The sequence below is a fragment of the Streptomyces sp. R-07 genome (assembly GCF_049913175.1).
GTDB lineage: Bacteria > Actinomycetota > Actinomycetes > Streptomycetales > Streptomycetaceae > Streptomyces.
The window spans coordinates 4,408,678-4,429,582 of record NZ_CP183978.1; the positions used below are offsets into that span (position 1 = coordinate 4,408,678).

Sequence of the window (20,905 nt, forward strand, 5' to 3'; positions counted from 1 at the left end):
AAGGGATCGGAACCATGGTCACCCTCCTCACGACGCCGGCCGACCGCGAGCTGGTCGTCACCCGCACCTTCGACGCCCCGCCGGCCCGCGTGTGGGAGGCCTGGACGCGGCCCGAGCACGTACGGGAGTGGTACGGGGCGGCCGGGCTGACCACGTCCGTCGTCGACATCGACCTGCGGGCGGGCGGCACCTGGCGCTGGGGCCAGACCGGGCCGGACGGCCAGGAGATCGTCTTCTCCGGCACGTACGAGGACGTCGTCCCGCTGGAGCGGCTCGACTACACGGAGGTCTTCGAGCAGATGCCGGACGGCGAACCGGTCCGGGTGACCCTCACCTTCGACGCGACCCCCGACGGCGGCACGGCCCTGACCAGCACCTCCTTCTGGCCCTCGAACGAGATCAGGGACCAGGCGCTGGCGGCGGGCATGGAGGCGGGGGTGAGGGAGCAGTACGACCGGCTGGCCGAGCACTTGGCGGAGATGCGCTGAATCAGTTCCGGAAGAGGGCCGTCCAGAGGAAGGACTCGCCGAAGACCCGGGACTCTGCCGACCGGGAGTGCATGCGGCGGAGCTCGATCTCCGTCAGGCCGGCGAAGATCGCGCGGAGTGAGTCGTCGGTGTAGGCGAGCCCGCCGTGCAGCCTGCCCTCGCGGTAGAAGTCGGCGTCCGGGAGTTCGGAGCCCATGCCGCCCTCGCCGGCCGCGAACGCGGTGAGCGCGAAGTGGCCGCCGGGGGCGAGGGCGCGGTCGAGGAGCGCGAGGTAGCTGACGCGGCGGTGCGGGGGCAGGTGGTGGAAGCAGCCGGAGTCGTAGATCAGGTCGTACGGGCCGTCCGGGGCCGCGGTGAAGGCGTCGCCGCACACGAAGCGGACGTGGTCCTCGGCGCCCGCTTCCCGGGCCCGTTCCTCCGCCCAGGCGATGGCCGTGGGCGAGAGGTCGACCGCGGTCACGTCGAAGCCGGCCGACGCGAGGTACAGGGCGTTCCGGCCGGGACCGCAGCCGAGGTCGAGGACCCTGCCGCCGGCCGGGAGCAGGCCCTGCTCGACGTACGACACGAGGTTCTCGTCGGGCTTCGCGACGAAGAACGGCACGGGCTTGTCGCGGTCGGCGTAGAACCCGTCCCACCACCCGGCGCCGTCCTCGGTCCACCGGTCGGCACCGGGTGAGAACAGGCCGTCGAGCAGGGCGAGTACGTCGTCGATCGTGCGGATGCCGCGGTCGGCGTGGTTCATGTGGATCTCCCCTCCGAGTCCCCCAAGAATAAGGGGAGTTGAGGTAAAGGCCCAGGTCGGCGGTGGTGTGCGGAGTGGCGGTACGGGGGCCGGGCGGCCTGTGGCGGGCGGGGTGGGGCCGGGGGACGGGAGGCGTGCGCGGGCGCGGTCGCACCCGCCTCCAGGCCCGGGAAGGGGCCTTTTCGTGGCCCCCGCAGCCAACTTTCTGGCGTGTTTCATTCGACTGAATGTACGATCCGGCTGCCGACAGGGGGGCCCGCCGGCCCTCGGCCCGGCGCGGTCCGCTCCGCCCTGCCTGTCGCGCGCCTGCCCTCCCTCGTCGTATCCGTCTTCGCAGCCGTACGAGGGGACACGTACTTGTCCGTCCGAAGAGCCGTCGCGCTCGCCCTGAGCGCGACCCTGGGATTCACCGGCCTCGCGGCCGCCGGACCCGCCGCCGTGGCCGAGACCGCGTCCGACGCGCCGTACGAGGTGACGATCGACCCACGGCCCAGCAAGACGCCGCCGTACCAGGACCTGTTCGGCGCCGGGACCGGCCTCCAGGTCGGGGGCCCCGACACCGGGCAGCGGTGGCACTGGAAGAGCCTCCAGGACGGGCGGGTCGCCGATTTCCCTGCCTGCGGCCAGGACAGGAGCGCCTTCTACGGTGACAAGTTCGTCTGCCTCGCCCCATCCGATATGTACGGGGCCACCCTGTACGACTTCGCGACCGGTGCCACCCAGGTCGGCTGGCGCCCCGAAGGCCACACCTTTCTGCGAGCCTTCGGCCCGAAGCGGCTGCTGACCTACGGACCCGGCGCCGACGGCTATACGTCCCTGCACCTCGTGGGCATCGGCTCCGACGCACCGGCCACCCTGGAGGTGGACCTCCCGGGCCGGAGCAACGAGCCGCCCGAGGTCCTCACCTTCGACGACACCGCCGCGCTCGTCCGGTACTCGGACGGCACCGGCACGGCCCTCGGCCTGGTCGACTTCGACACGGGCGCGTTCGTCGGTGTCCCCGTCATGCCGCCCGCTCCCGGTTCCCTCAAGGCCTCCCTCGGCGCTGACTGGATCGTCCAGTACCGAGACGGCGCGACCGCCGAGGCCTTCGTCGTCTCCCGCAAGGACAACGGCGACCAGGGCCGGACCGTGAAGCTGACGACCGGAGCGGACGGCGTCTGGTCGTCGCTGGCCGTCCTCGGCGACTGGATCGTCGGCGACTACGCCGACACGTACACCTTCGGCCCACGCCCCCTCAGGGCGACCTCGGTCACCGGCGCCCAGCGTGACCTGGGCATCCTCGCCGCCGGCGACACCAAGGTCGTGACCGGCTCGGACGGCGACCTCTACATGGTCGGCGGCCCCGACTCCGCCCACTGGGGCGTGCGGCGTGTCTCCCTCGACGCCGCGCTCGCCCCGGTCACCGCACAGGTCCTGGCGACCCCGCCCGACCCCGTCGAGCGGTCGTTCCTGCATCTGACGAACGGCCGCCTCGCGGTCGAGCACACGGACGGCGGGTGGAGCCGTCAGGGATACGACCTGTCCCTCACGGAGCCGCGCACGGCCACCCCGACCTGGTCGTGCGAACCGGAAGAGCCGCTCTGCCGCGTGCTGAAGCCCACCGGTGACGGCCGTTGGGTCGGCGTGCAGGAAGCGGACGGTCCGCCCGCTCCCGGTGGGACGGAAACCTGCTACGGCTGCCTCGTCCAGGCTGTCGTCGCCTCACCCGGCGGCCCCTCGCGCACGGTCACGCTGAACTACCCGAACAGGCTCAGGAAGGTGGATACGGTCAGCGCCTCCGGCCGTTACGTCCATTTCCTCGCGGACGAGGGGTACTACCGGCGCTCGTACGTCGCCGACATCGAGACGGGCAAGGTCGTCAAGACCGGCAACGTCCGGGCGTCCCTGCGGGGCGACCGGATCTGGACGGCGTCCTGGGACGACGACAGCGTCTCCGCGGTCGACGTGCGGACGGGTGCCACCACCGAGACGGTCGACCTCGGGTCCGGCTGCGTCAACCCAGAGGTCAGGGCCGCCGGCAAGTGGATCTCCGCGCTGTGCGACGGGGACTCGGTGACGGTGTACAACCGCGAGACGAAGGTGAGGACTCCGGTCCACCTTCCGATCACGATGATCGGGGAGGAGCTCCTTCTCGGAGACGGCTTCCTGGCCTTCAGGCGCTACGACAGCGGCAGCCTGCAGACGATCGACATCCGGTCCGGACAGGCCGTTTCCCGGTCCGTCGGTGCCGTGCCGGACACCCATCCCGCAGCAGACGACGGCTGGACCGTCGACCCCTTCGGCGGGGCGGTCGCCTACGTCGACAAGAAGCAGGCGATCCACGTCGTCGGTCTCGGCGGTCCCACCGGCCGGCTGTCCGTCCTCGACTCCGACACCCCCGCCGCCAACCTCAAGTCCGCCCCCTGGAAGCCCCGCTGGTGGCTGTCCAAGTCCGCCGGCTCCTGGGCCCTGACGCTCCGGAACAAGGTGACCGGCAAGGTCGTCCGGACCCTGACCGGGGGTGAGGCCCGGGGGCTCGTCGCTCCCTCGTGGGACGGGAAGGACTCGACCGGTCGGTTCGTCGCGAACGGGGCCTACACGTGGGCGCTGACCGCGAAGGCCGCCGACGGGCAGGGCGCCGACCTGGCCGCCTCCGGGGCCCTCTCCGTGACCGGTGCCGCCGCCGTCTGGCGTGACCTCGCCGGGGACGACGGTTTCGGCGACCTCCTCGTGATGGACACCGCCGGGCTCGTGTCGATGTACCGGGGGACCGGTACGGGGGCGGTGTCCGCGCGGATCGCCGGTACGGGCGCGAAGTTCGCGACCTCGTCGGTGTTCGTGCCGGTGGGCGACCTGAACGGCGACCGGTGCGCCGACGTCTACGTCCGGGTCGGTGACCAGCTGCGCGCGTACCGGCCCGGCTGCGGGAAGGTGGTCTCGGCCTCCTCGCCGTACACACTGGTCGGCTCGGGCTGGGGACAGTACGACCTGCTGACCTCGCCGGGTGATGTGAACGGCGACGGGTACGCCGATCTGGTCGTCCGCCAGGCGTCCACCGGTGACGTGTACTTCTACGGCGGCACCGCCGACCACCGGGTCAAGGCCCGGATCCGCATCGGTACCGACTGGAAGCTGTACAAGAAGCTCGTCGGCGCCGGGGACCTCGACGGCGACGGCCGCGGCGACCTGCTCGGTGTGGACGCCTCCGGCGTGCTGTGGCGGTACTCCGGCACCGGGACCGGCGGTGTCACCGCGCGCGTGAAGATCGGCGGCGGCTGGGGCGTCTACTCCTCGCTCGTCGGCGTCGGCGACCTGTCCGGCGACGGACGCGCCGACCTGCTGGCCCGCGACACGGCCGGGAAGCTGTGGCGCTACAGCGGCACCGGGACGGGTCTGTACGGGACCCGCGTGGCCGTCGGCAGTGGGTGGGGCGTCTTCAAGGGCCTCTACTGACCTGCGTATGACCCCGAGGGCCCGGCCGCGCTGTGCGGCCGGGCCCTCGGGTTTCGCCGGTCAGGCCGGCGTGCTTCGCCGGTCAGGCCGGCGGGGCGAGCAGGTCCTCGTCCTGGCCCGAGTGGCGCAGGGACTTCGTGACGAAGCCGTTCGACTTCAGCTCCTCCACGACCGAGCGGAGGAAGGCGACCGTCTCCGGCGCCCGTGTCACCGTCGTCCCGACCGCCTGCCGGATCTCCATGAACCGGCCCTCGATCAGCCGCACTTCGGGGTGCGTCCCGGCGTACGCGGTCATCGGCTGCCGGATCCCCGCGCCCGCCTCCAGGCCCTCGGACCGGAACACGTCGACGCCCTCCTCGCCCCGTACCACCGTGGCGTGGGCCAGCGACCGTGACAGGAACAGGTCGTACGCGGAACCCTTCTTGACCCCGATCCGCACGCCCGGCGCGTCCACCTCCTCGACGGTGGTGAGCGCCGAGCCGCGCGGCACGGCGTACACCCCCTCGATCACGACGTACGGGGCGGTGAACGCGACCTCCGTCTCCCGCGCCGGGTCCACCGCCAGGAAGCAGAGGTCGGCCCGGCCGTCCGCCATCGCGTCGAACGACTTCCGCGCCGCGTCGAAGCAGAGCAGCTCGACGGGGAGGCCGAGCCGCGCCCCGATCTCCCGCGCCAGGTCCACGGTGATCCCGGCGGGCGCCTCGGGCGTGCCCTGGGCGAGGACGGGATTGCCGAGGTTGATCGAGGCGCGGAGGGTGCCGGTGGGGGCCAGGTCCGCGGCGATCGGGTTCGTCGTCATGGGGGTGGAGTCTAGGAGGCCCCCTGGGCAGCCGGGGTGCGGTGGGCGCGGTTCAGGAGGTCCAGCTCCTCCGGGGTGAGGCGGAGGCTGCCCGCGGCGACGTTGGCGGCGAGATGGGCCGGGTCCCCCGTGCCCGGGATCGCCAGGAGGTGCGGGCCCTGGTGCAGGGTCCAGGCGATGCGGACCTGGGCCGGGGTGGCGTCGTGGGCCTCGGCGACGGCGACGACCTCCGCGCTCTCCGGGGCGGTGGCTCCGGCCTCGCGGCCGGCGGCGGCGATCGCGTAGAAGGGGACGAAGGCGATGCCCTGTTCGCCGCAGAGGCGGACGAAGTCCTCGTACTCGGGGCGGACCCCGATCCCGTACATGTTCTGCACGCAGACCACCGGGGCGATCTCCTGCGCCTCGGCGAGGTGCGCGGGGGTGATGTTGGAGAGGCCGAGGTGGCGGATGAGGCCCGCCTCGCGGAGTTCGGCGAGGGCGCCGAAGCGTTCGGCGATCGAGTCCGTGCCGAGGATCCGCAGGTTGACGACGTCGAGGTGGTCGCGGCCGAGCTGGCGGAGGTTCTCCTCCACCTGGGCGCGGAGGGCCCGCGGGGTGCGGGCGTGTTCGGCCCAGGCGCCGGAGGCGTCACGGGCGGGGCCGACCTTGGTGGCGATGACCAGGTCGTCGGGGTAGCTGCCGCCGAGCGCACTGTTGATCAGCTCGTTCGCGGAGCGCAGCGGCGAGAAGTAGAAGGCGGCCGTGTCGATGTGGTTCACGCCGAGCTCGACGGCCTTGCGGAGCACGGCGATCGCCTCGCCGCGGTCGCGGGGGACGGCGCTCTCGACGAGCGCCTCGCCGCGCTGGGGCAGCCGCATGGCACCGAAGCCGATCCGGTTGACGGTGAGGTCACCACCGAGGGTCCAGGTGCCGGAGCCGGAGGCGTGGGGTGTGGTCGTTTGGGTGGTGGTGGTGGTCATGGCGGGGATGATCTCCCGGGGGCGGGCGTGACCGCCAGGGGGTTGTTCCACGAGGTGGTACGGCGAGGGTGTCGGGCCCGCGACCCGCCCCTGCGGGGGCGCGGACCGTGGTCGGTGTGGTGGTGTGCGGCGCCGTCGTGGGGTGGGGGCTGCAAGTCTCCACCCGTGTACGGGGGTTCGCCCTACCCACGACCCGCCTGGCTGCCGGATGGGACCCAGACGCTTCCTCCGCGAGGCTGTGCGCATGACAACGACTCGTGGACGCAAGGCCCTGACGCTCTCCCTCTCCGCCGCCGTCGTGGCCGGTGTCGCCCTCGCCGGTGGTGGGGTCGCCCCCGCTGCCGCCGCCGGGCTCGACTGGGGCGTCTGCGACCCCGCCGTGAAGCCGCTTCCCGGGCAGGAGTGCGCCACGCTCTCCGTACCCCTCGATTACGCCGATCCCGAGGGGGAGCAGATCCCGCTCGCCGTCTCCCGGCTCCGGAGCGAGCGGCCCGAGGCGCGGCGCGGGACGCTCATGGTGATCCCGGGCGGGCCGGGCAGCTCCGGTGTGCAGCGGCTCGGGCAGAAGGGGGCCGCCCTCGCGAAGGAGATGGACGGCGCCTACGACCTGGTGGCGTTCGACCCGCGCGGGGTCGGCGGCTCGGCGAAGGCCCGGTGCGGCTTCGCCGAGGACGACCGGCGGCTCGTGACCCTGCGGTCCTGGCCCGCGGCGGACGGCGGCATCGGCGAGAACGTGGCGCGGTCGCGCCGGATGGCCGAGGCCTGCGCCCGTAACGGTGGCGCGATGCTGCGTGGCCTGACCACGGCCAACCAGGCCCGGGACCTCGACCGGCTGCGGCAGGCGCTCGGGGAGCGGAAGCTGTCGGCGTGGAGCGTGTCGTACGGGACGTACGTGGCCGCCGTGTACGCCCAGAAGTTCCCGGAGCGCACCGACCGTTGGGTCCTCGACAGCAGCGCCGACCCCGACCCGAAGCACGTCGCCCAGGGCTGGCTCGCGGGCATGGCGCGCGGCGCCGAGGACCGTTTCCCGGACTTCGCGGCCTGGGCCGCCGACCCCGCCAGGGAGGGGCTGCGGCTCGCCGAACGCCCCGAGGACGTACGGCCCTTGTTCCTCGGCCTCGCCGCCCGGCTCGACCGCGCGCCGCGCGCCTCGACGACCCCCGGCGTGCCCCTGACCGGCACCGTGCTGCGGCAGGCGCTCCAGCAGGCCCTGTACTCCGACGCCTCCTTCCCGGCCTTCGCCCGTCTCATGTCCCAGGCCCTCGACCCGGCGGGCGTCCCGGTGCTGCCGCCCGAGCTGACCGGGCCGATGCCCGACGAGGCGGCGACCGTCAGTGTGGGCGTGATCTGCAACGACGTGGACTGGCCCCGCTCCGTACCGGCGTACGAGAGGGCCGTCGCCGCGGACCGGGTGCGCCACCCGCTGACCGCGGGCATGCCGGCGAACATCACGCCGTGCGCCTTCTGGAAGAGCGGTGCGGTGGAGAAGCCGACCCGGATCACCGACCGGGGCCCGTCGAACGTGCTCATGATCCAGAACCTGCGCGACCCCTCGACCCCGCACTCCGCGGGGCTCAAGATGCGGGAGGCCTTCGGCGACCGGGCGCGTCTCGTCTCCGTCGACAAGGGCGGCCACGCGGTCTACCTCGGCAACGGGAACGCGTGCGGCGACCGGGCGGTGACCCGCTTCCTGACGGAGGGCGTGCGGCCGGACGCGGACGTTCTCTGCAAGTGAGGTGATGTGAAAGGGCCCGGCGGATCGTGTCCGCCGGGCCCTTCGCCGTACCTCTCAGACCTTCACCGGTTCCGGGGGCGCGGCCGGGGTCTCCACCCGTACCTCCTCCGGCTCCGACTCCACGTCGAACTCCTCCAGGAGTTCCTTGCTGAAGCCCCAGAAGTACGTCGCCACGAAGCCGACGAGGTAGCCGACCAGCAGACCGCCCGCGTAGATCGCGATCGTCCCGCCGAGGCCCCTGTTGCCGTCGAGGAGCGGGAAGAGGGCCCAGCCGGACGGGCCGATCGCGGTCGAGCCGACCTTGTCGCCCAGCATGCTGAACAGGCCGACGAAGCCGCCGCCGAACGCGCCGCCGACGCATGCCGTGACGAACGGCCGGCCCAGGGGCAGCGAGACGCCGTAGATCAGGGGTTCGCCGACGCCCAGGAAGCTGGCCGGGAGCGCGGACTTGATGGTGCGGCGGATGGAGCCGTTGCGGGGGAGCTTCAGGTAGACGGCCATGGCCGCGCCGACCTGGCCGGCGCCCGCCATCGCGAGGATGGGGAGCAGGACCGTGTAGCCCTGCTGCTCGATGAGGGTGGTGTGGATCGGGATGAGCGCCTGGTGCAGGCCCAGCATGACGAGCGGCAGGAAGAGGCCGCCGAGGAGGAAGCCGGCTCCGGCGCCCGCGTTCGCGAGGAGCCAGTCGGCGGCCTCGCCGATGGCCCGCGAGATCTCACCGGCCACGAACATCAGGCCGAAGATGGTGACGAGGCCGGAGATCAGCACGGTCAGGGTGGGGGTGACCAGGACGTCGAGGGACTCCGGCACCCAGCGGCGGCACCACTTCTCCACGTACACCGCGAGAATCGCCGCGCCGAGCGCGCCGAGGACACCGCCCTGGCCGGGGGAGAGCGTCTGGCCGAAGGCGTCGATCTTGGCGACGCCGGGGAAGACGATGATCGCCGCGACCGCCCCGCCGAGGATCGCCGTGCCGCCGAACTCCTTGGCCGTGTTGTAGCCGACGAAGACCGCGATGAGGGCCATGAAGCCGCTCGCCATCGCCGCGAGGGCGGGGGTGACGGAGGGCAGCCATCCGAGGTTGACGAGGAGGCCGTTGAGGCCGGCGATGATGCCGCAGCCGATGAGGGCGGGGATCAGCGGGACGAAGATGTTCGCGATCCTGCGGAGGAAGAGCTTGAAGGGGGTCGCGTTCTTGGTCTTCTGCGCGGCCTTGATCGCCGCTCCCCGGTCCGCGAGGTCCTCCGCGCTCCGCTGCGGGGCGGTCTCGGCCATGAGGGCCTCGAACTCCGGGGTCACGCGGGCGACGGTGCCGGGGCCGAGGACGATCTGGTACGTGTCGTCCTCCACCACGCCCATCACGGACGGCAGCGCCTTGAGGGCCTCGTCACGGACGAGCGAGCGGTCGTGCAGGCCGAGGCGCAGGCGGGTCATGCAGTGGGCCACGGAGCTGATGTTCTCGGCGCCGCCGACGAGGGGGAGGATCGCGGCGGCGATGGCGCGGTTCTTGTCGTCTGTGCTCATGGTGCGGTGGTGCCTTGCTGTGAGGGGAGGGGGCTCAGCCGGTCGTCGCGTGCAGCGCCGCACGCAGGTGACCCTGGGAGACGTTCAGCCGCTCGGCCGCCGTGGGGGCGTCGATGTCGGCGAGGATCATGAGGATGGCGTTCTTCACCTCGCCGTCGGCGGCGGCGAGCGCGGCCTCGATCTGCTCGTCCGGCGCGCCGGTGGCCAGGGCGACGATGCGCCGCGAGCGGGCCTGGAGCTTCTCGTTGGAGGCGCGGACGTCGACCATCAGGTTTCCGTAGGTCTTGCCGAGGCGGATCATCGTGATGGTCGAGAGCATGTTGAGGACGAGCTTCTGGGCGGTGCCGGCCTTGAGGCGGGTGGAGCCGGTGAGCAGCTCGGGCCCGGGGACGACCTCGATGCCGTGCTCGGCGGCGGCGGCGAGCGCGCTGTCCTCGTTGCAGGAGAGGCCGATGGTCAGCGCGCCGTGCGCGCGGGCGTGCTCGACGGCGCCGATGGCGTACGGGGTGCGGCCGGAGGCGGAGACGCCGACGACGGTGTCGTCGGCGGTGAGTCCGAGCGCGGTGAGGTCCGCGACCGCGAGTTCCTTGGAGTCCTCGGCGCCTTCGACGGCCTTGATCATGGCGGACGGGCCGCCCGCGATGAGGCCGACGACCTGCGTCGGGTCGGTGTTGAAGGTGGGCGGGCACTCGCTGGCGTCGAGGACGCCGAGGCGGCCGGCGGTGCCCGCGCCCATGTAGACGAGGCGTCCGCCGCGGGCCATGCGGGCGGCGGTGGCGTCGATGGCGGCGGCGATTGCGGGGAGCTGCCGGGCGACGGCCTCGGGGACGGTCCGGTCCTCGCCGTTCATGGTGCGGGCGATGTCCAGCGTCGGGAGCCGGTCGATCTCGGCGAGCTCGGGGCGGAAGGCCTCGGTGGTGAGGGTGGCCAGCTGGGCGCGGAGTTCGGAGTACGTGGGGGGCACGGGGGCTCTTTCGGTACGGCGGCGTCGTCGGCGCCGGTTCCTGGCGGGTGTCGGTCGGCGGGTGGGAGGGAGGGGGACCGGATCAGCGGGTGCGGGGGGAGTGGCGGTGGGCGAGGGCTTCGTAGGAGGCGGCGAGGGCAGGGGCCGCCGTCTCGTACGTGCGCTGGGTGACGCAGGTGAACAGGCAGTCCACGACCAGGAGTTGGCTGGTGCGGGACGACATGGCCGCGGGGCGCAGTTCGCTCTCGCGGGCGGTGGAGGTGGTGAGGATGTGGTCGGCGTACTGCGTGACGGGCCCGTCCGGGCGGCCGGTGATCGCGATGGTCGTCGCGCCGTGGTCGAAGGCCACTCGGAGGGGTTCTATGACGTCGCCGGTGGAGCCGGAGTGGGTGATGGCGATGGCGACGTCCCCGGAGCGGAGCTGCACGGCGTTGGTGACGGCGAGGTGCGGGTCGCTGTGGGCGTGCGCGATCAGGCCGATGCGGAGCAGTTTCTGGCCGAGGTCCTGGGCGACGAGGCCGGAGGCGCCGACGCCGTAGATGTCGATGCGGCGGGCGGTGGCGAGGGCGGCGACGGCGGCGCCGAGCTGGACGGTGTCGAGTCCGGCGGCGGTGTCGGCGAGGGTCTGCTGCTCGTCGTAGGCCAGCTTGGCGACGACGTCGGCGATCGGGTCGTCGACGGCGATGTCGGCGGTGACGGCCGGGGCGCGGCCCGACTGCTGCTGGGCGGCGAGGCCGGCGAGGGCGAGGCGCAGGTCGCGGTAGCCGGGGTAGCCGAGGAGCCGGGCGGTGCGGACGACGGTCGCCTCGCTGGTGCCGGTGAGCTCGGCGAGGCCGGTGACCGTGAGGGCGGCGCAGCCGGCCGGGTCTCCGGCGACGGCCTCGGCGACCCGCTGCATGGAGCGGGTCATGGACGGCGCGAGGGTGCGCACCTTGGCCGCGAGGGCGGCGGGTGGGGGTACCTCCCGTGCCGTTGAGGCTACGGGGGAGGGCGGCGCGTCGCTGGTGAAACTTTCCTTCACGTCATTGGTCACATTTGAAAGATACTTTCGGTGGGGTGGGGCGACAAGACCCCGTCGGTCCCGGATCCGGAGGGGACCTTCGCCCTTTTTCTTGTGACGGGCGCGCTCCGGGTGACAATGAGTCCATGGACGACATCGACCCCGTGGAGCAGGCGCTGCACGCCGCTCGCGCGCTGGTGCTGGCCGACCTGGTGGCCCGGGAGGTGGCCGCCGCAGAGGTCGTGTCGATGGTGGAGGACGCGGTGACCCACCGGCGCTGGTGGGTCGAGCAGTGGCCCGAGGGGGTGTCGTACGTCGCCGGGCTCGTCGCCCAGGACGTGCAGGACGCCCTGCTCGAACGGTACGGACGCTGGCCGCTCTGCCCGGTCTGCGCCTCGGGCGACCCGCACGCCCTCGACGTGGAGCCGGAGCTCGGCCCGGACCCGCACTGGGTGTGCGGCAAGCAGGGCGTGGTGGTGGCCCCGGTGGGCGGCCTGACGTGAGCCGCCGACCGGAAGGAGCCCTCGCGTGAGCCTCTACATCGACCCGCCGACCTGGCCGGGCCACGGCCGCATGTGGTCGCACCTGGTCAGCGACGTCTCCTTCGAGGAGCTGCACGCCTTCGCCGCCTCGATCGGCGCCCCGCCCCGCGCCTTCGAGCGGGACCACTACGACATCCCCTCCGACCGGTACGCGGACGCGGTGGCGGCGGGCGCGATCGAGGTCGGTTCGAAGGAACTGCTCCGGCACCTCACGAAGGCGGGCCTCCGGCGGCCGAAGGGGCGGCCGGTCGCCTGACCCGGGCCGGCCTGCCCTTGACCTCGCACGGCACCTAGGGCCTGCCTTCCGGATCATGCCGGGCTCGCGGGGCCTGGCACGCACTCCCCCGTAGCCCTTCGGGCACGGGAGGGGCCCCCACGCCGCGTTGTCGTCAGTCGGCAACGTCCCCCAGCTACCGCTGGGAGGTGCCCCCACCGCGTTGACTCCCTCCTCCGCCTTGCGATCGCACGCACCAGGCCCCGCTCCCTGATCCGGCCTGATCCGAAAGACAGGCCCTAGCTGCGGGTCACGCCGATCTGCAGGTGGAAGTGGTCCTGGTGGGCGTTGCGCAGTTTGGCGTTGTCGGTGCCGGGGGCGGCGTCCGGGTCGTAGTCCGGGTAGATCACGAAGCCGGTGCCGCCGAGTTCCGGCATGGGCCACTTGTTGGCCGCGCCGATCGCCCTGGCCTCGCATTCGTACGTCGCGAACCGGAAGACGGTCGTGAAGAGGCCGAACCCGAGGGCGTCCGCGGCGGGGGTGATGCGGACCTTGACGCCGGCCGGGCGGGGCAGGTTGCCCCAGTCCTTCTTCACCGACCGGGTGAACGAGGTCCCGTCCAACGTGCCGACGAGGCCGGAGAGATCGAGCGCTCGGCCCTCGTTGTGGCAGTCGTTGGCGGCGCCCTGCCCGTGCCCGATCCCCAGGTGGAGGAGTTCGGTGACGTCCGGCGCCGAGGAGGTGACCCAGCGGGTCAGCCGGTACAGCGCGATCAGCATGCGCTGGTCGAGGTTGTCGATGACGGCGGACGCCGGGGCGATCTGGTTCGTGTAGCGGACGCCGCCGAACGACGGCGGGCTCACCACGACCCGCTGGCCCGGCTTCGGTGACACGATCCCGGCCGGGCCGTCCACGAACGCCGGGCTCTTCAGGGTCAGTCTGCCCCGCCGGACCAGGTCGGCCATGAGCTGGTTCGCCTGGGCGGGAGTCAGCATGCGGGCGGGGGCCACGCCTCCGGAGGGGGTGGGTTCGAGGCGGAAGGAGGCGTCCACGGGGCCGCTCGCGTCCACCCGGTCGGCGTCGACGTCGAAGCGCTGGAACTGTCCGCCGCGGAAGAAGTAGGCGAACCGGCCGCCCGGATAGGCGGCCGCGTCCACGCCGTCGGTGAAGAGCCCGGTCCAGTTGCCCGCGATGGGGCGGGGGTAGCCGGGGTCCACCCGGTCGGCGGTGATGTCGTACCGCACGTACGCGTCGCCCTTGAAGAGGTACAGCTTGCCGTTCCCCCAGTTCAGGGCCGCGTCGATGCCGGTACGCCAGTCGGGGCCGCCGCCGTCTCCGGTGGGCAGACCGGGCCAGTTGTCCGCCAGGGTGAAGTGCGGCGGCAGGTACTCGGCCTCGACGCCGTCCGCGCTGCCGTCCGTCGGCTGGTCGTAGCGGACGTACGTGGTCCCCAGGAAGGCGTACGCCTTGCCCGCGCCCCACCAGACGAAGGCGTCGGGGGAGCGGGGGAGGCCGGGCCAGTTGGAGAGAGGCAGCCCGGAGTCCTCGCGTACGCCGGTGACCGAGTCGTACCGGTCGTAGGTGTCGTCGTCGTGGAACAGATACGTCTTGTCGTTCGGCCAGGAGACGGCAGAGATGAGAGTGGCCATGCTGGTCTCGGCTCCTTTTCCGCGGGGGCGGGCCGCACGGCGGGCGACCCGCTCCCTTCCCTTTCCCTCACGAAGGCTTCGTCACAGGACGCCGGTCCACCCGCAGCCCGTCGATGCGCAGTTCCAGCCGCGGCCGTAGCCGTGGACGAGCGGCGGGGGGTCCGCCGGCAGAGTGCCGTAGTTGCCTCTCGGCTGCTTCTGCAGGCGCTCTTCCTGCCCGTTCTCCAGGAACGTGACGGTGATGCGGTACGGCTGGTAGTGCTCTCGCCGGTCCACCGCCGGCACCTGTTTCGGCAGATCGCGTTCCATGGCTCTTCCTCGGGTCGGGCGGGACCGGGCCGGTCACGGATGGCCGGCGCCGGTCCCGCCTGTGGCGCGGGACTCAGATCGGCAGGACCTGGCTGAGCAGGCCGCCGAGGAACCCACTGGCCGCGGCGCCGCCGGAGGTGTCCCAGCCCTCGGGAACCTTGCCGCGCTGGACGGGTGCGGACTGCTGCGGCAGCTGGAGCCGGAGCTGTCCGGCCGGGGAGCGGCGGGGCGTCTCGGCGCCGCCGTCCTGGGTGGTGTGGGTCTCGTCGAACATGGTGCTCTCCTTTCCCTGCTTCTCCCGCCTCGGGCCGTGCGGCCCTCAGGTCGGGTCGTGAGGTCCTCGGATCGGGGTGTGAGGCCTCAGATCGGGATGATGTCGCCGAGCAGGCTGCCGAGCAGGCCGCTGGCCGCCGCGCCGCCGGAGGTGTCCCAGCCCTCGGGGCGCTTGCCGCGCTGGACGGGGGCGGACTGCTGCGGCAGCTGGAGCCGGAGCTGTCCGGCCGGGGAGCGGCGGGGCGTGTCGGCGCCGCCGTCCTGGGTGGTGTGGGTCTCGTCGAACATGGCGGTTTCCTTTCCTTTCCTCAGCTGACCGCCGAGGTGGTCCCTCGTCCCCGGTCAGACGTCGACGCCGTGGCCGGCGTAGCACATCTGCCGGGCGGGGCCGGTCATGTCGGCGCAGGAGGACCTGGCGGCCTCGGCGCCGTTACGGGCGTCCCCGGCTCCGGCTCCCGGGCCCTCGCGGTGCACGGGGCGGGCCTGGAGCGGCATGGCTCCCGGGCGGATTCGGCGGGTGTCCATGACGGTGTCTCCTCTCGGTGATCGGCGGGGACTTCGGTCGGCTCCGCTTCACTTGGAGTCGAGGAACGTGTGGACCGGGGCGAGGGTGACCGGCAGTTCGTCGCTCACGTCGATGGTGAACAGGTACGTGAGCCGGGACCTGCGCTCGTCCTCCGGGTCGTAGAAGGTCACCTTCACGTCCTGGCAGTCCGAACCGACCCTGCAGTACGGGCTCTTGGTGACGGTGATGGTGTCGAGCGCGTACAGGTTCATGGTGGAACCCGGCACCTTGCTCGCGGACAGCAGGCCTTGCTTCATCTTGTCGCCGAACAGGAAGGCGTTGGTCCCCATGTAGTTCAGCGCGCGGTCGGCCGAGGTCTGGCCGAGGTTGCGGAACTGGTAGTAGATCTTGTCGAGGAACGCGCGGATCGTCAGACGCAGCTGCGCGTCGTCACGGACCTGCACCCTCTGCTGCGACTGGTCGGCCTTGGCCTTCTGCACGTCGGCCTCGCCCGAGACCTCATCGAAGACGGCGTCGACCAGTGCCGCCTCGTTCCACGTCCACAGGCCGCGGCTCTTCACCTCGACCACCGGAACGATCTGGCCGGAGTAGAGGCGTGTGGTGCGGTCGGTGAGGACTCCGGGCACGGAGACGCGGGAGATGTATCCGTGGCGCTCCTCCTCCTTGTCCGGGTCGAGGGCATGGCCCACGATGGCGTCACGGAAGACCCGGTAGACCGTCGACACCGGCGGATGGGCGAACATGCGGAACAGGTCGGCGTCCGTCTTGCCCTTCCCCCTGGCGATGCGGTCCGGTGCCTTGCGGGCCTTCTGGGCCTCTGCCGGAGGGACGAGCGGCTCGCTCCAGTCCATGCCGACCGAGGGCTCGGCCTCCAAGGCGTACACCGTGGCGCCGTCCATGGTGAGGGTCCAGGTGACCTTGTCGGAGACCCAGGGGGCGTTCGCGAGGTAGTCGCGGAGCTGGCGGGGACTGTACGGGTCTGGCGACTGCTCCACCTGCTTGCCGTCGATCGTCACGTCGACGGTCGGCATCTGCTGCCGGAAGCTGTCGCGGCGCGCCTCGGTCGGGTAGTCGAAGCCGATGGTCCCGATGGCGTAGATCAACTGCCGGGGGGAACCGCCGCCGTTGCCTCCGCAGGCGCACGCGGCCGGGTCGCCGCCGCAGCCACAGGCGGGGCGTACCCCGGCGCTTGTGGTGGCGAGGGAGGCGTGAACCGGGGGCGCGGCGGGGATCGGTGCGGCCGCCGCGGCGACAGCTTGAACCGGCGGCGCGAGGGCCGGGGCGGGCGCCGGGGAGGCGAGGGCCGGGGCGGGTGCCTGGACCGGTGCCGCCGCGGGCGGCGCCGTCGGCGCCGGCGGGACCGGGGGCGGGGGAGGCGCGCCACCGTCGGCAGCGATGCCCGCCGGTACGGGCGGGGCCGCCGGTGCGGGGGCCGCGGGCTGTGCGGGTGCCGGCGCCGCGGGTGCGACGGGCGCCGCGGGGGTCCCGTACGACGCGGGGGTCTCGTACGCGGCCGGGGCGACGTTCGGCGCCGGGGCCTCGGACGGCGTGGGGGCGGCTGCGGGAGTGGTCACGGCTGTCTCCTCTTTCCTGGTGGTGACGAGGGCGTACGCCCGGGGGGCGTCCAGGCTGCCGCCGAGTCCGCGACGGCAGGCAGGGGTGTCCGGGTCGGCGCAGTCCGCGGGAGCGGTGGCCGTCGCGAGCAGGGCGTGCCCCGCGGCCTTCGGGTCCGCCGTGCCGCCGCCGGCCAGCTGGGCCGCGACGAGCAGGGCCGCCGTACCGGCCACGAGGGGGGTGGCGAAGCTGCTCCCCGTCAGGGAGGCGAGGCCGCCGCCGGGAGCGGCGCCCTCGATGTTCTGTCCGGGGGCGAGGATCCCGTGGGTCCGGTAGGCGCCGCCCCAGTTGCTGATGTCGAGCGGGGAGCCGTCGGCCGCGGCGGCGCCGACGGCCAGGACGGAGGGGACGGCGGCCGGGACCTGGAGGGTGTCGGCCCCGTCGTTCCCGGCGGCGGACACGACCAGGACGCCCTGGTCCTCGCAGAGCCGCAGGGCCCGTTCGAGGAGGGCGTCGGCCTGGCCGGTGTCGGCCCGTTCGCCGCCGCTGATGTTGATGACGTGCGCGCCTTCCTCGACGGCGCGCTCGATGGCACGGGCCAGGTCCATCTGGGGGACCCGGCCGTCTCCGCCGTCGCGGAAGACGGGGAGGATCAGGCCGCGGCAGTGCGGGGCGAGCCCGGTGAGCGGGGTGCCGGGCATCCCGAACAGGAGGCTGGCCACGTGGGTGCCGTGCAGCGACATCGGGCCGGGGCCCGCGGGCTCCTGCACCAGCGTGGTCAGGCGCGTCAGATCCGCGCCGGCGAAGCAGGGGTGGGACAGGTCCACGGGGCCGTCGAGCAGGGCGACGCACACCCGAGGGTCGCCGTACGGCTCGTCCGGCCGTGGGCGGAGTTCTCCCAGGACTGCCCGAGGCTTCATCTCGGACCTGCCTTCCGTGCCCGAGGGCACCGCGTGCGGAAAGCTTCTCGGTCCCACCTTGGGATGCCGCTGTCGGCGCTTCGTCACCCGGAATGTGCAAGCGGCGTCCCCGGAGCGTTTCCAGGGCGTTGCCGGACTGTTCGACGGGTCGTCTGGCCGCCGGTCAGCCCCGGTGGGAAAGCGGGCCGGGGCGTGTTCCGGAAATCTGTCCGGCCGTGCGGCGCGGTGCGCCGGACGCGTACGGCAGGGGCTTTGACGTGCGGATGCGCGGATGCGTGATCCACCGGCCGGTTGCACAGTGAGGGATGTGTCATCGAACGGCGTATACCTCGAACTGCTCGGTGCCTTCGAGCTCTCTTACGCCGGATGCCGCATCCCCCTCCCCTCGGGGGCGCAGCGCCTGTTGGCGCTCCTCGCCGTGCAAGCGGCCGGCGTCTACCGGGGTGCGGCAGCCGAGCGGCTCTGGCCCGACTGCAGCCCGAGCAGGGCATCGGCGAACCTCAGGACCGCCCTCTGTCACGGGCGGCGGGCGGGTCCCCTGCCCACGGTGGAGTGTGTGGACCACCGGCTGCGGCTCGCGCCCCTGGTGGACGTGGACCTGCACCGCGCGCGGTGCCGGGCCCAGGACGCGATAGGCGACCGCCGGCCGCCCGAGGACCCCGAAGAACTCTCGGCCCTGCTCGGGGAGGAGCTGCTGCCGCGATGGCCGGACGAGTGGCTCGTCCTGGAGCGGGAGCGCTGGGACCAGCTGCGGCTGCACGCCCTGGAGGGGCTGGCGCAGAGGCTGCGGCGGGACGGGGAGTACCTGGCGGCTCTGCAGACGGCGCTGACGGCCACCGCGATCGACCCGATCCGGGAGACGGCGCACCGCATCCTCATAGAGATCCACATCGCGGAGGGCAACACGGCCTGCGCGGTGAAGCGCTACAAGGAGTACCAGCGGTTACTGTGGCGGGAGTTGGAGGTGGAGCCGTCCCCGCTGATGACGAGACTGGTCCAGGACCTCACGTCGGCGTGACAGCCGACCCGGTTCGGCGACGACGGCGCGGGCGTCAGCCCGGCTTGTCGGTGATCGCGCCGGTGTCAGCCCGGCTTGTCGGTGATCGCGCCGGTGTCAGCCCAGCTTGTCGGCGATCGCGCGGGCGCATTCCAGGGACTCGGTGCGCGTCGTGTCGACCTCCAGGTCGTACTCCACGCCCTCGTGCACCATCAGTGCCTGCTGCGCGGCCATTCCGTTGGTCCGGTCCCCGCGGGCGATCTCCCGCCCCTCGGCGACCGCGCTCTCGCAGCGGACGCCGACCCACAGGACCGGCAGGTCGCCGAGGGCCTCGCGCCACCGCTGCTGGGAGGCGGCCCCGCCGAGGAAGACGTCGTCGACGACGATCCTGGCGCCGGCCCGGGCCATGGCCACGAGCCCGCCGGCCCAGGCGGCCTCAAGGGCCCGGAAGTCCGCTCCGACGCTGACCCCGCCGTCGGCGTCGAACACGATCCCGTCGTCGGAGGCCTGCATGGTCGCGGGCAGGGCGTCGATGAAGGAGTCGACCCCGAACGCCAGCCAGGGATCGGGCAGTACGGCCTGCAGGCACCGTACGATCCCGGACTTCCCCGAGCTGGACCCGCCATTGAGAATGATCATCCGCGTCGTCACCGGGCCACCGTAGACAACCCGGTTCCGCCCCGCACCGCATTTCTGCCGACGCGGTCCGGCCCCGCACCGCATGTCAGCCGACGCGTACGAGCACCGTCTCCTCGGGCGGACCGCTGAGCAGCTCCGGTCCGGCCGCCATCGCCGCCGCGAGGTGCGGGCTCCTCAGATGCGCCTCGAAGGCCGCCCGGTCGGCCCACTCCTCGACGACGATCCAGGAGCCGGGCTCGACCGGGTCCTGGTACGGCCGGTAGGACAGGCAGCCCGGTTCCGCCAGCGTGGGGGCGACCAGCGCCAACGCCTGCTCGCGCACGGCCTCTTCCTTCCCGGCCGCTGCTCGGAGCCGGGCGATGACGGTGACGGCGGTGGTGCGGGTGGCGCTCATGGTTTCCCCCGTTGGTCGCGCACTTCTCGATCGGTTCAGCGGGACGATACGACCTTCTGTTCCCGGGGCGCTCCCGAAGTCACCACGCGGGACGGGGACTTGTGGAGCTTCAGGGCCACCGCGGCCGTCGCCAGGCCCAGGGCGGTCATGGCGGCGCCCGCCCAGGCAGTGGAGGCGTAGCCGAGGCCGGCGTCGATGACCGAGCCGCCGAGCCAGGGGCCGCCGGTGTTGCCGAGGTTGAAGGCGGCGGTGGTGGTGGCGCCCGCGAGGGTGGGGGCGGCGCCGGCGACGTTGAACATGCGGGCGTTGAGGGCCGGGGCGGTGTAGAAGGCGGAGACGCCGAGGAGGAAGGTCAGGAGGACCGTGGCGATCGGGCTGGGGGCGAGGACGGCCAGGGCCACCAGGAAGACGGTGGAGGCGGTGATGCCGCTGAGGAGGACGCCGAAGAGGTGGGCGTCGGCGACCCGGCCGCCGATGTACGTGCCGATCAGCGCGCCGATGCCGAAGAGTCCGAGGACCGCGGAGACCCAGCTCTTGTCGAGGCCGGAGACGTCGGTGAGCAGCGGGGCCAGGTAGGAGAAGGCGCAGAAGACACCGCCGGCGGCGAGCGCGGTGATGACGACGGAGAGCAGGACCTGCCGGTCGCGGTAGATGACCAGTTCGCTCTTGAGCCGGGGCCGGGTCTCGGGGAGGGGGATGTGCGGGATGCGGGTGGCGACGCCGACGAGCGCGATCGCGGAGGCCACGCCGACCGCCCAGAACGCGGAGCGCCAGCCGAGGTGCTCGCCGAGGAACGCGCCGGCGGGGACGCCGAGGACGTTGGCGATGGACAGGCCGCCGATCATGACGGCCATCGCCTTGGCGCGGGAGCCGACCGGCACCATGGCGATGGCGACGGCCGCGCCGACCGCCCAGAAGCCGGCGCAGGCGAGGGCGCTCACCACGCGGGAGACGAAGAGCACCGCGTAGTTCGGCGCGAGCGCGCCGGCGACCTGTCCGAGCCCGAAGAGGCTGATCAGGGCGACCAGGGTGGTCTTGCGGGGCAGCCGGAGCGTGGCGACGGCGAGCAGCGGCGCGCCGACGACCATGCCGATGGCGAAGGCGGAGATGAGGAGCCCGGCGCGGGGGATGGAGACGTTCATGTCCTCCGCGATGGGCGGCAGGAGTCCGGAGAGCATGAACTCGCTGGTGCCGAGCGCGAAGACGGACAGGCCGAGGATGTAGACGGCCAGGGGCATACGG

21 protein-coding genes are annotated in these 20,905 nt (G+C 72.8%); 6 read left to right on the forward strand and 15 right to left on the reverse strand.

Translation table 11 applies throughout. The annotated features are described in order from the left end of the window. Positions 1–14 precede the first annotated feature (14 nt). Entirely contained in the window at positions 15–488 is a 474-nt protein-coding gene (locus ACN9M0_RS20185; RefSeq protein WP_366040646.1) for an SRPBCC domain-containing protein, read from the forward strand. Between the two features lies 1 nt (position 489). On the opposite strand, the gene ACN9M0_RS20190 is transcribed toward ACN9M0_RS20185, so the two are convergent. After that, complete coding sequence (locus tag ACN9M0_RS20190) at positions 490–1,230, reverse strand: class I SAM-dependent methyltransferase (RefSeq protein ID WP_366040647.1); 741 nt, start codon at positions 1,228–1,230, stop codon at positions 490–492. Positions 1,231–1,587: 357 nt separating this feature from the next. On the opposite strand from ACN9M0_RS20190, the gene ACN9M0_RS20195 reads away from it, so the two are divergent. Then, on the forward strand, positions 1,588–4,665 hold the full coding sequence (locus ACN9M0_RS20195) for an FG-GAP-like repeat-containing protein (RefSeq protein WP_426403988.1): 3,078 nt from the start codon (positions 1,588–1,590) through the stop codon (positions 4,663–4,665). A gap of 82 nt (positions 4,666–4,747) precedes the next feature. Here the strand turns inward: ACN9M0_RS20195 and ACN9M0_RS20200 are convergent, their stop codons facing one another. Together ACN9M0_RS20200 and ACN9M0_RS20205 are read right to left on the reverse strand one after the other, a co-directional pair. After that, on the reverse strand, positions 4,748–5,464 hold the full coding sequence (locus ACN9M0_RS20200; RefSeq protein ID WP_366040649.1) for a transporter substrate-binding domain-containing protein: 717 nt from the start codon (positions 5,462–5,464) through the stop codon (positions 4,748–4,750). 11 nt (positions 5,465–5,475) lie between these two features. Continuing rightward, positions 5,476–6,423, reverse strand: a complete 948-nt coding sequence (locus tag ACN9M0_RS20205; protein WP_426403989.1) for an aldo/keto reductase — start codon at positions 6,421–6,423, stop codon at positions 5,476–5,478. Positions 6,424–6,667: 244 nt separating this feature from the next. Here ACN9M0_RS20205 and ACN9M0_RS20210 point away from each other — a divergent pair, with 244 nt between their 5' ends. Then, a complete protein-coding gene (locus tag ACN9M0_RS20210; RefSeq protein ID WP_426403990.1) occupies positions 6,668–8,158 on the forward strand; it encodes an alpha/beta hydrolase in 1,491 nt (496 codons plus the stop codon). A gap of 54 nt (positions 8,159–8,212) precedes the next feature. On the opposite strand, the gene ACN9M0_RS20215 is transcribed toward ACN9M0_RS20210, so the two are convergent. From ACN9M0_RS20215 to ACN9M0_RS20225, 3 genes are all read right to left on the reverse strand, one after another. After that, a complete protein-coding gene (locus ACN9M0_RS20215; protein WP_426403991.1) occupies positions 8,213–9,682 on the reverse strand; it encodes a PTS transporter subunit EIIC in 1,470 nt (489 codons plus the stop codon). Positions 9,683–9,716: 34 nt separating this feature from the next. Beyond that, complete coding sequence (gene murQ / locus ACN9M0_RS20220) at positions 9,717–10,646, reverse strand: N-acetylmuramic acid 6-phosphate etherase (RefSeq protein WP_366040653.1); 930 nt, start codon at positions 10,644–10,646, stop codon at positions 9,717–9,719. Between the two features lie 82 nt (positions 10,647–10,728). Further along, positions 10,729–11,679 carry a MurR/RpiR family transcriptional regulator gene (locus tag ACN9M0_RS20225; RefSeq protein WP_366040654.1) on the reverse strand — a complete coding sequence of 317 codons (951 nt, stop codon included), beginning with the start codon at positions 11,677–11,679 and terminating at the stop codon, positions 10,729–10,731. A gap of 113 nt (positions 11,680–11,792) precedes the next feature. Here ACN9M0_RS20225 and ACN9M0_RS20230 point away from each other — a divergent pair, with 113 nt between their 5' ends. Both ACN9M0_RS20230 and ACN9M0_RS20235 read left to right on the forward strand, forming a co-directional pair. After that, complete coding sequence (locus ACN9M0_RS20230) at positions 11,793–12,149, forward strand: hypothetical protein (RefSeq protein ID WP_041130492.1); 357 nt, start codon at positions 11,793–11,795, stop codon at positions 12,147–12,149. Between the two features lie 25 nt (positions 12,150–12,174). Then, positions 12,175–12,444, forward strand: a complete 270-nt coding sequence (locus ACN9M0_RS20235; protein ID WP_366040655.1) for a DUF4031 domain-containing protein — start codon at positions 12,175–12,177, stop codon at positions 12,442–12,444. 257 nt (positions 12,445–12,701) lie between these two features. Here the strand turns inward: ACN9M0_RS20235 and ACN9M0_RS20240 are convergent, their stop codons facing one another. From ACN9M0_RS20240 to ACN9M0_RS20265, 6 genes are all read right to left on the reverse strand, one after another. Beyond that, positions 12,702–14,051 carry a hemopexin repeat-containing protein gene (locus ACN9M0_RS20240; RefSeq protein ID WP_366040656.1) on the reverse strand — a complete coding sequence of 450 codons (1,350 nt, stop codon included), beginning with the start codon at positions 14,049–14,051 and terminating at the stop codon, positions 12,702–12,704. Between the two features lie 81 nt (positions 14,052–14,132). Beyond that, positions 14,133–14,360 (reverse strand): hypothetical protein, encoded by a 228-nt coding sequence (locus ACN9M0_RS20245; RefSeq protein WP_366040657.1) that lies wholly within the window; start codon positions 14,358–14,360, stop codon positions 14,133–14,135. 73 nt (positions 14,361–14,433) lie between these two features. Continuing rightward, the gene (locus ACN9M0_RS20250; protein ID WP_426403992.1) at positions 14,434–14,634 is read right to left on the reverse strand and encodes a hypothetical protein; all 201 of its coding nucleotides are present in this window, start codon (positions 14,632–14,634) and stop codon (positions 14,434–14,436) included. An 86-nt stretch (positions 14,635–14,720) separates the two neighbouring features. Continuing rightward, positions 14,721–14,921 carry a hypothetical protein gene (locus ACN9M0_RS20255; protein WP_366040659.1) on the reverse strand — a complete coding sequence of 67 codons (201 nt, stop codon included), beginning with the start codon at positions 14,919–14,921 and terminating at the stop codon, positions 14,721–14,723. A 54-nt stretch (positions 14,922–14,975) separates the two neighbouring features. Beyond that, positions 14,976–15,158: a hypothetical protein gene (locus tag ACN9M0_RS20260; RefSeq protein ID WP_366040660.1), complete on the reverse strand. Its 183-nt coding sequence runs from the start codon at positions 15,156–15,158 to the stop codon at positions 14,976–14,978. A 48-nt stretch (positions 15,159–15,206) separates the two neighbouring features. Further along, positions 15,207–17,633, reverse strand: coding sequence for a S8 family serine peptidase (locus tag ACN9M0_RS20265; RefSeq protein WP_399701014.1), 2,427 nt, complete (start codon positions 17,631–17,633; stop codon positions 15,207–15,209). A 307-nt stretch (positions 17,634–17,940) separates the two neighbouring features. On the opposite strand from ACN9M0_RS20265, the gene ACN9M0_RS20270 reads away from it, so the two are divergent. After that, a complete protein-coding gene (locus ACN9M0_RS20270; protein WP_426403993.1) occupies positions 17,941–18,651 on the forward strand; it encodes an AfsR/SARP family transcriptional regulator in 711 nt (236 codons plus the stop codon). A gap of 96 nt (positions 18,652–18,747) precedes the next feature. Here the strand turns inward: ACN9M0_RS20270 and cpt are convergent, their stop codons facing one another. The 3 genes from cpt to ACN9M0_RS20285 all read right to left on the reverse strand — a co-directional run bounded on the left by cpt (position 18,748) and on the right by ACN9M0_RS20285 (position 20,901). Beyond that, positions 18,748–19,269: a chloramphenicol phosphotransferase CPT gene (gene cpt / locus ACN9M0_RS20275; protein WP_399701045.1), complete on the reverse strand. Its 522-nt coding sequence runs from the start codon at positions 19,267–19,269 to the stop codon at positions 18,748–18,750. An 85-nt stretch (positions 19,270–19,354) separates the two neighbouring features. Beyond that, on the reverse strand, positions 19,355–19,663 hold the full coding sequence (locus ACN9M0_RS20280) for a putative quinol monooxygenase (RefSeq protein ID WP_366040664.1): 309 nt from the start codon (positions 19,661–19,663) through the stop codon (positions 19,355–19,357). Between the two features lie 35 nt (positions 19,664–19,698). Next, on the reverse strand, positions 19,699–20,901 hold the full coding sequence (locus ACN9M0_RS20285) for a Cmx/CmrA family chloramphenicol efflux MFS transporter (protein WP_366040665.1): 1,203 nt from the start codon (positions 20,899–20,901) through the stop codon (positions 19,699–19,701). Positions 20,902–20,905 lie beyond the last annotated feature (4 nt).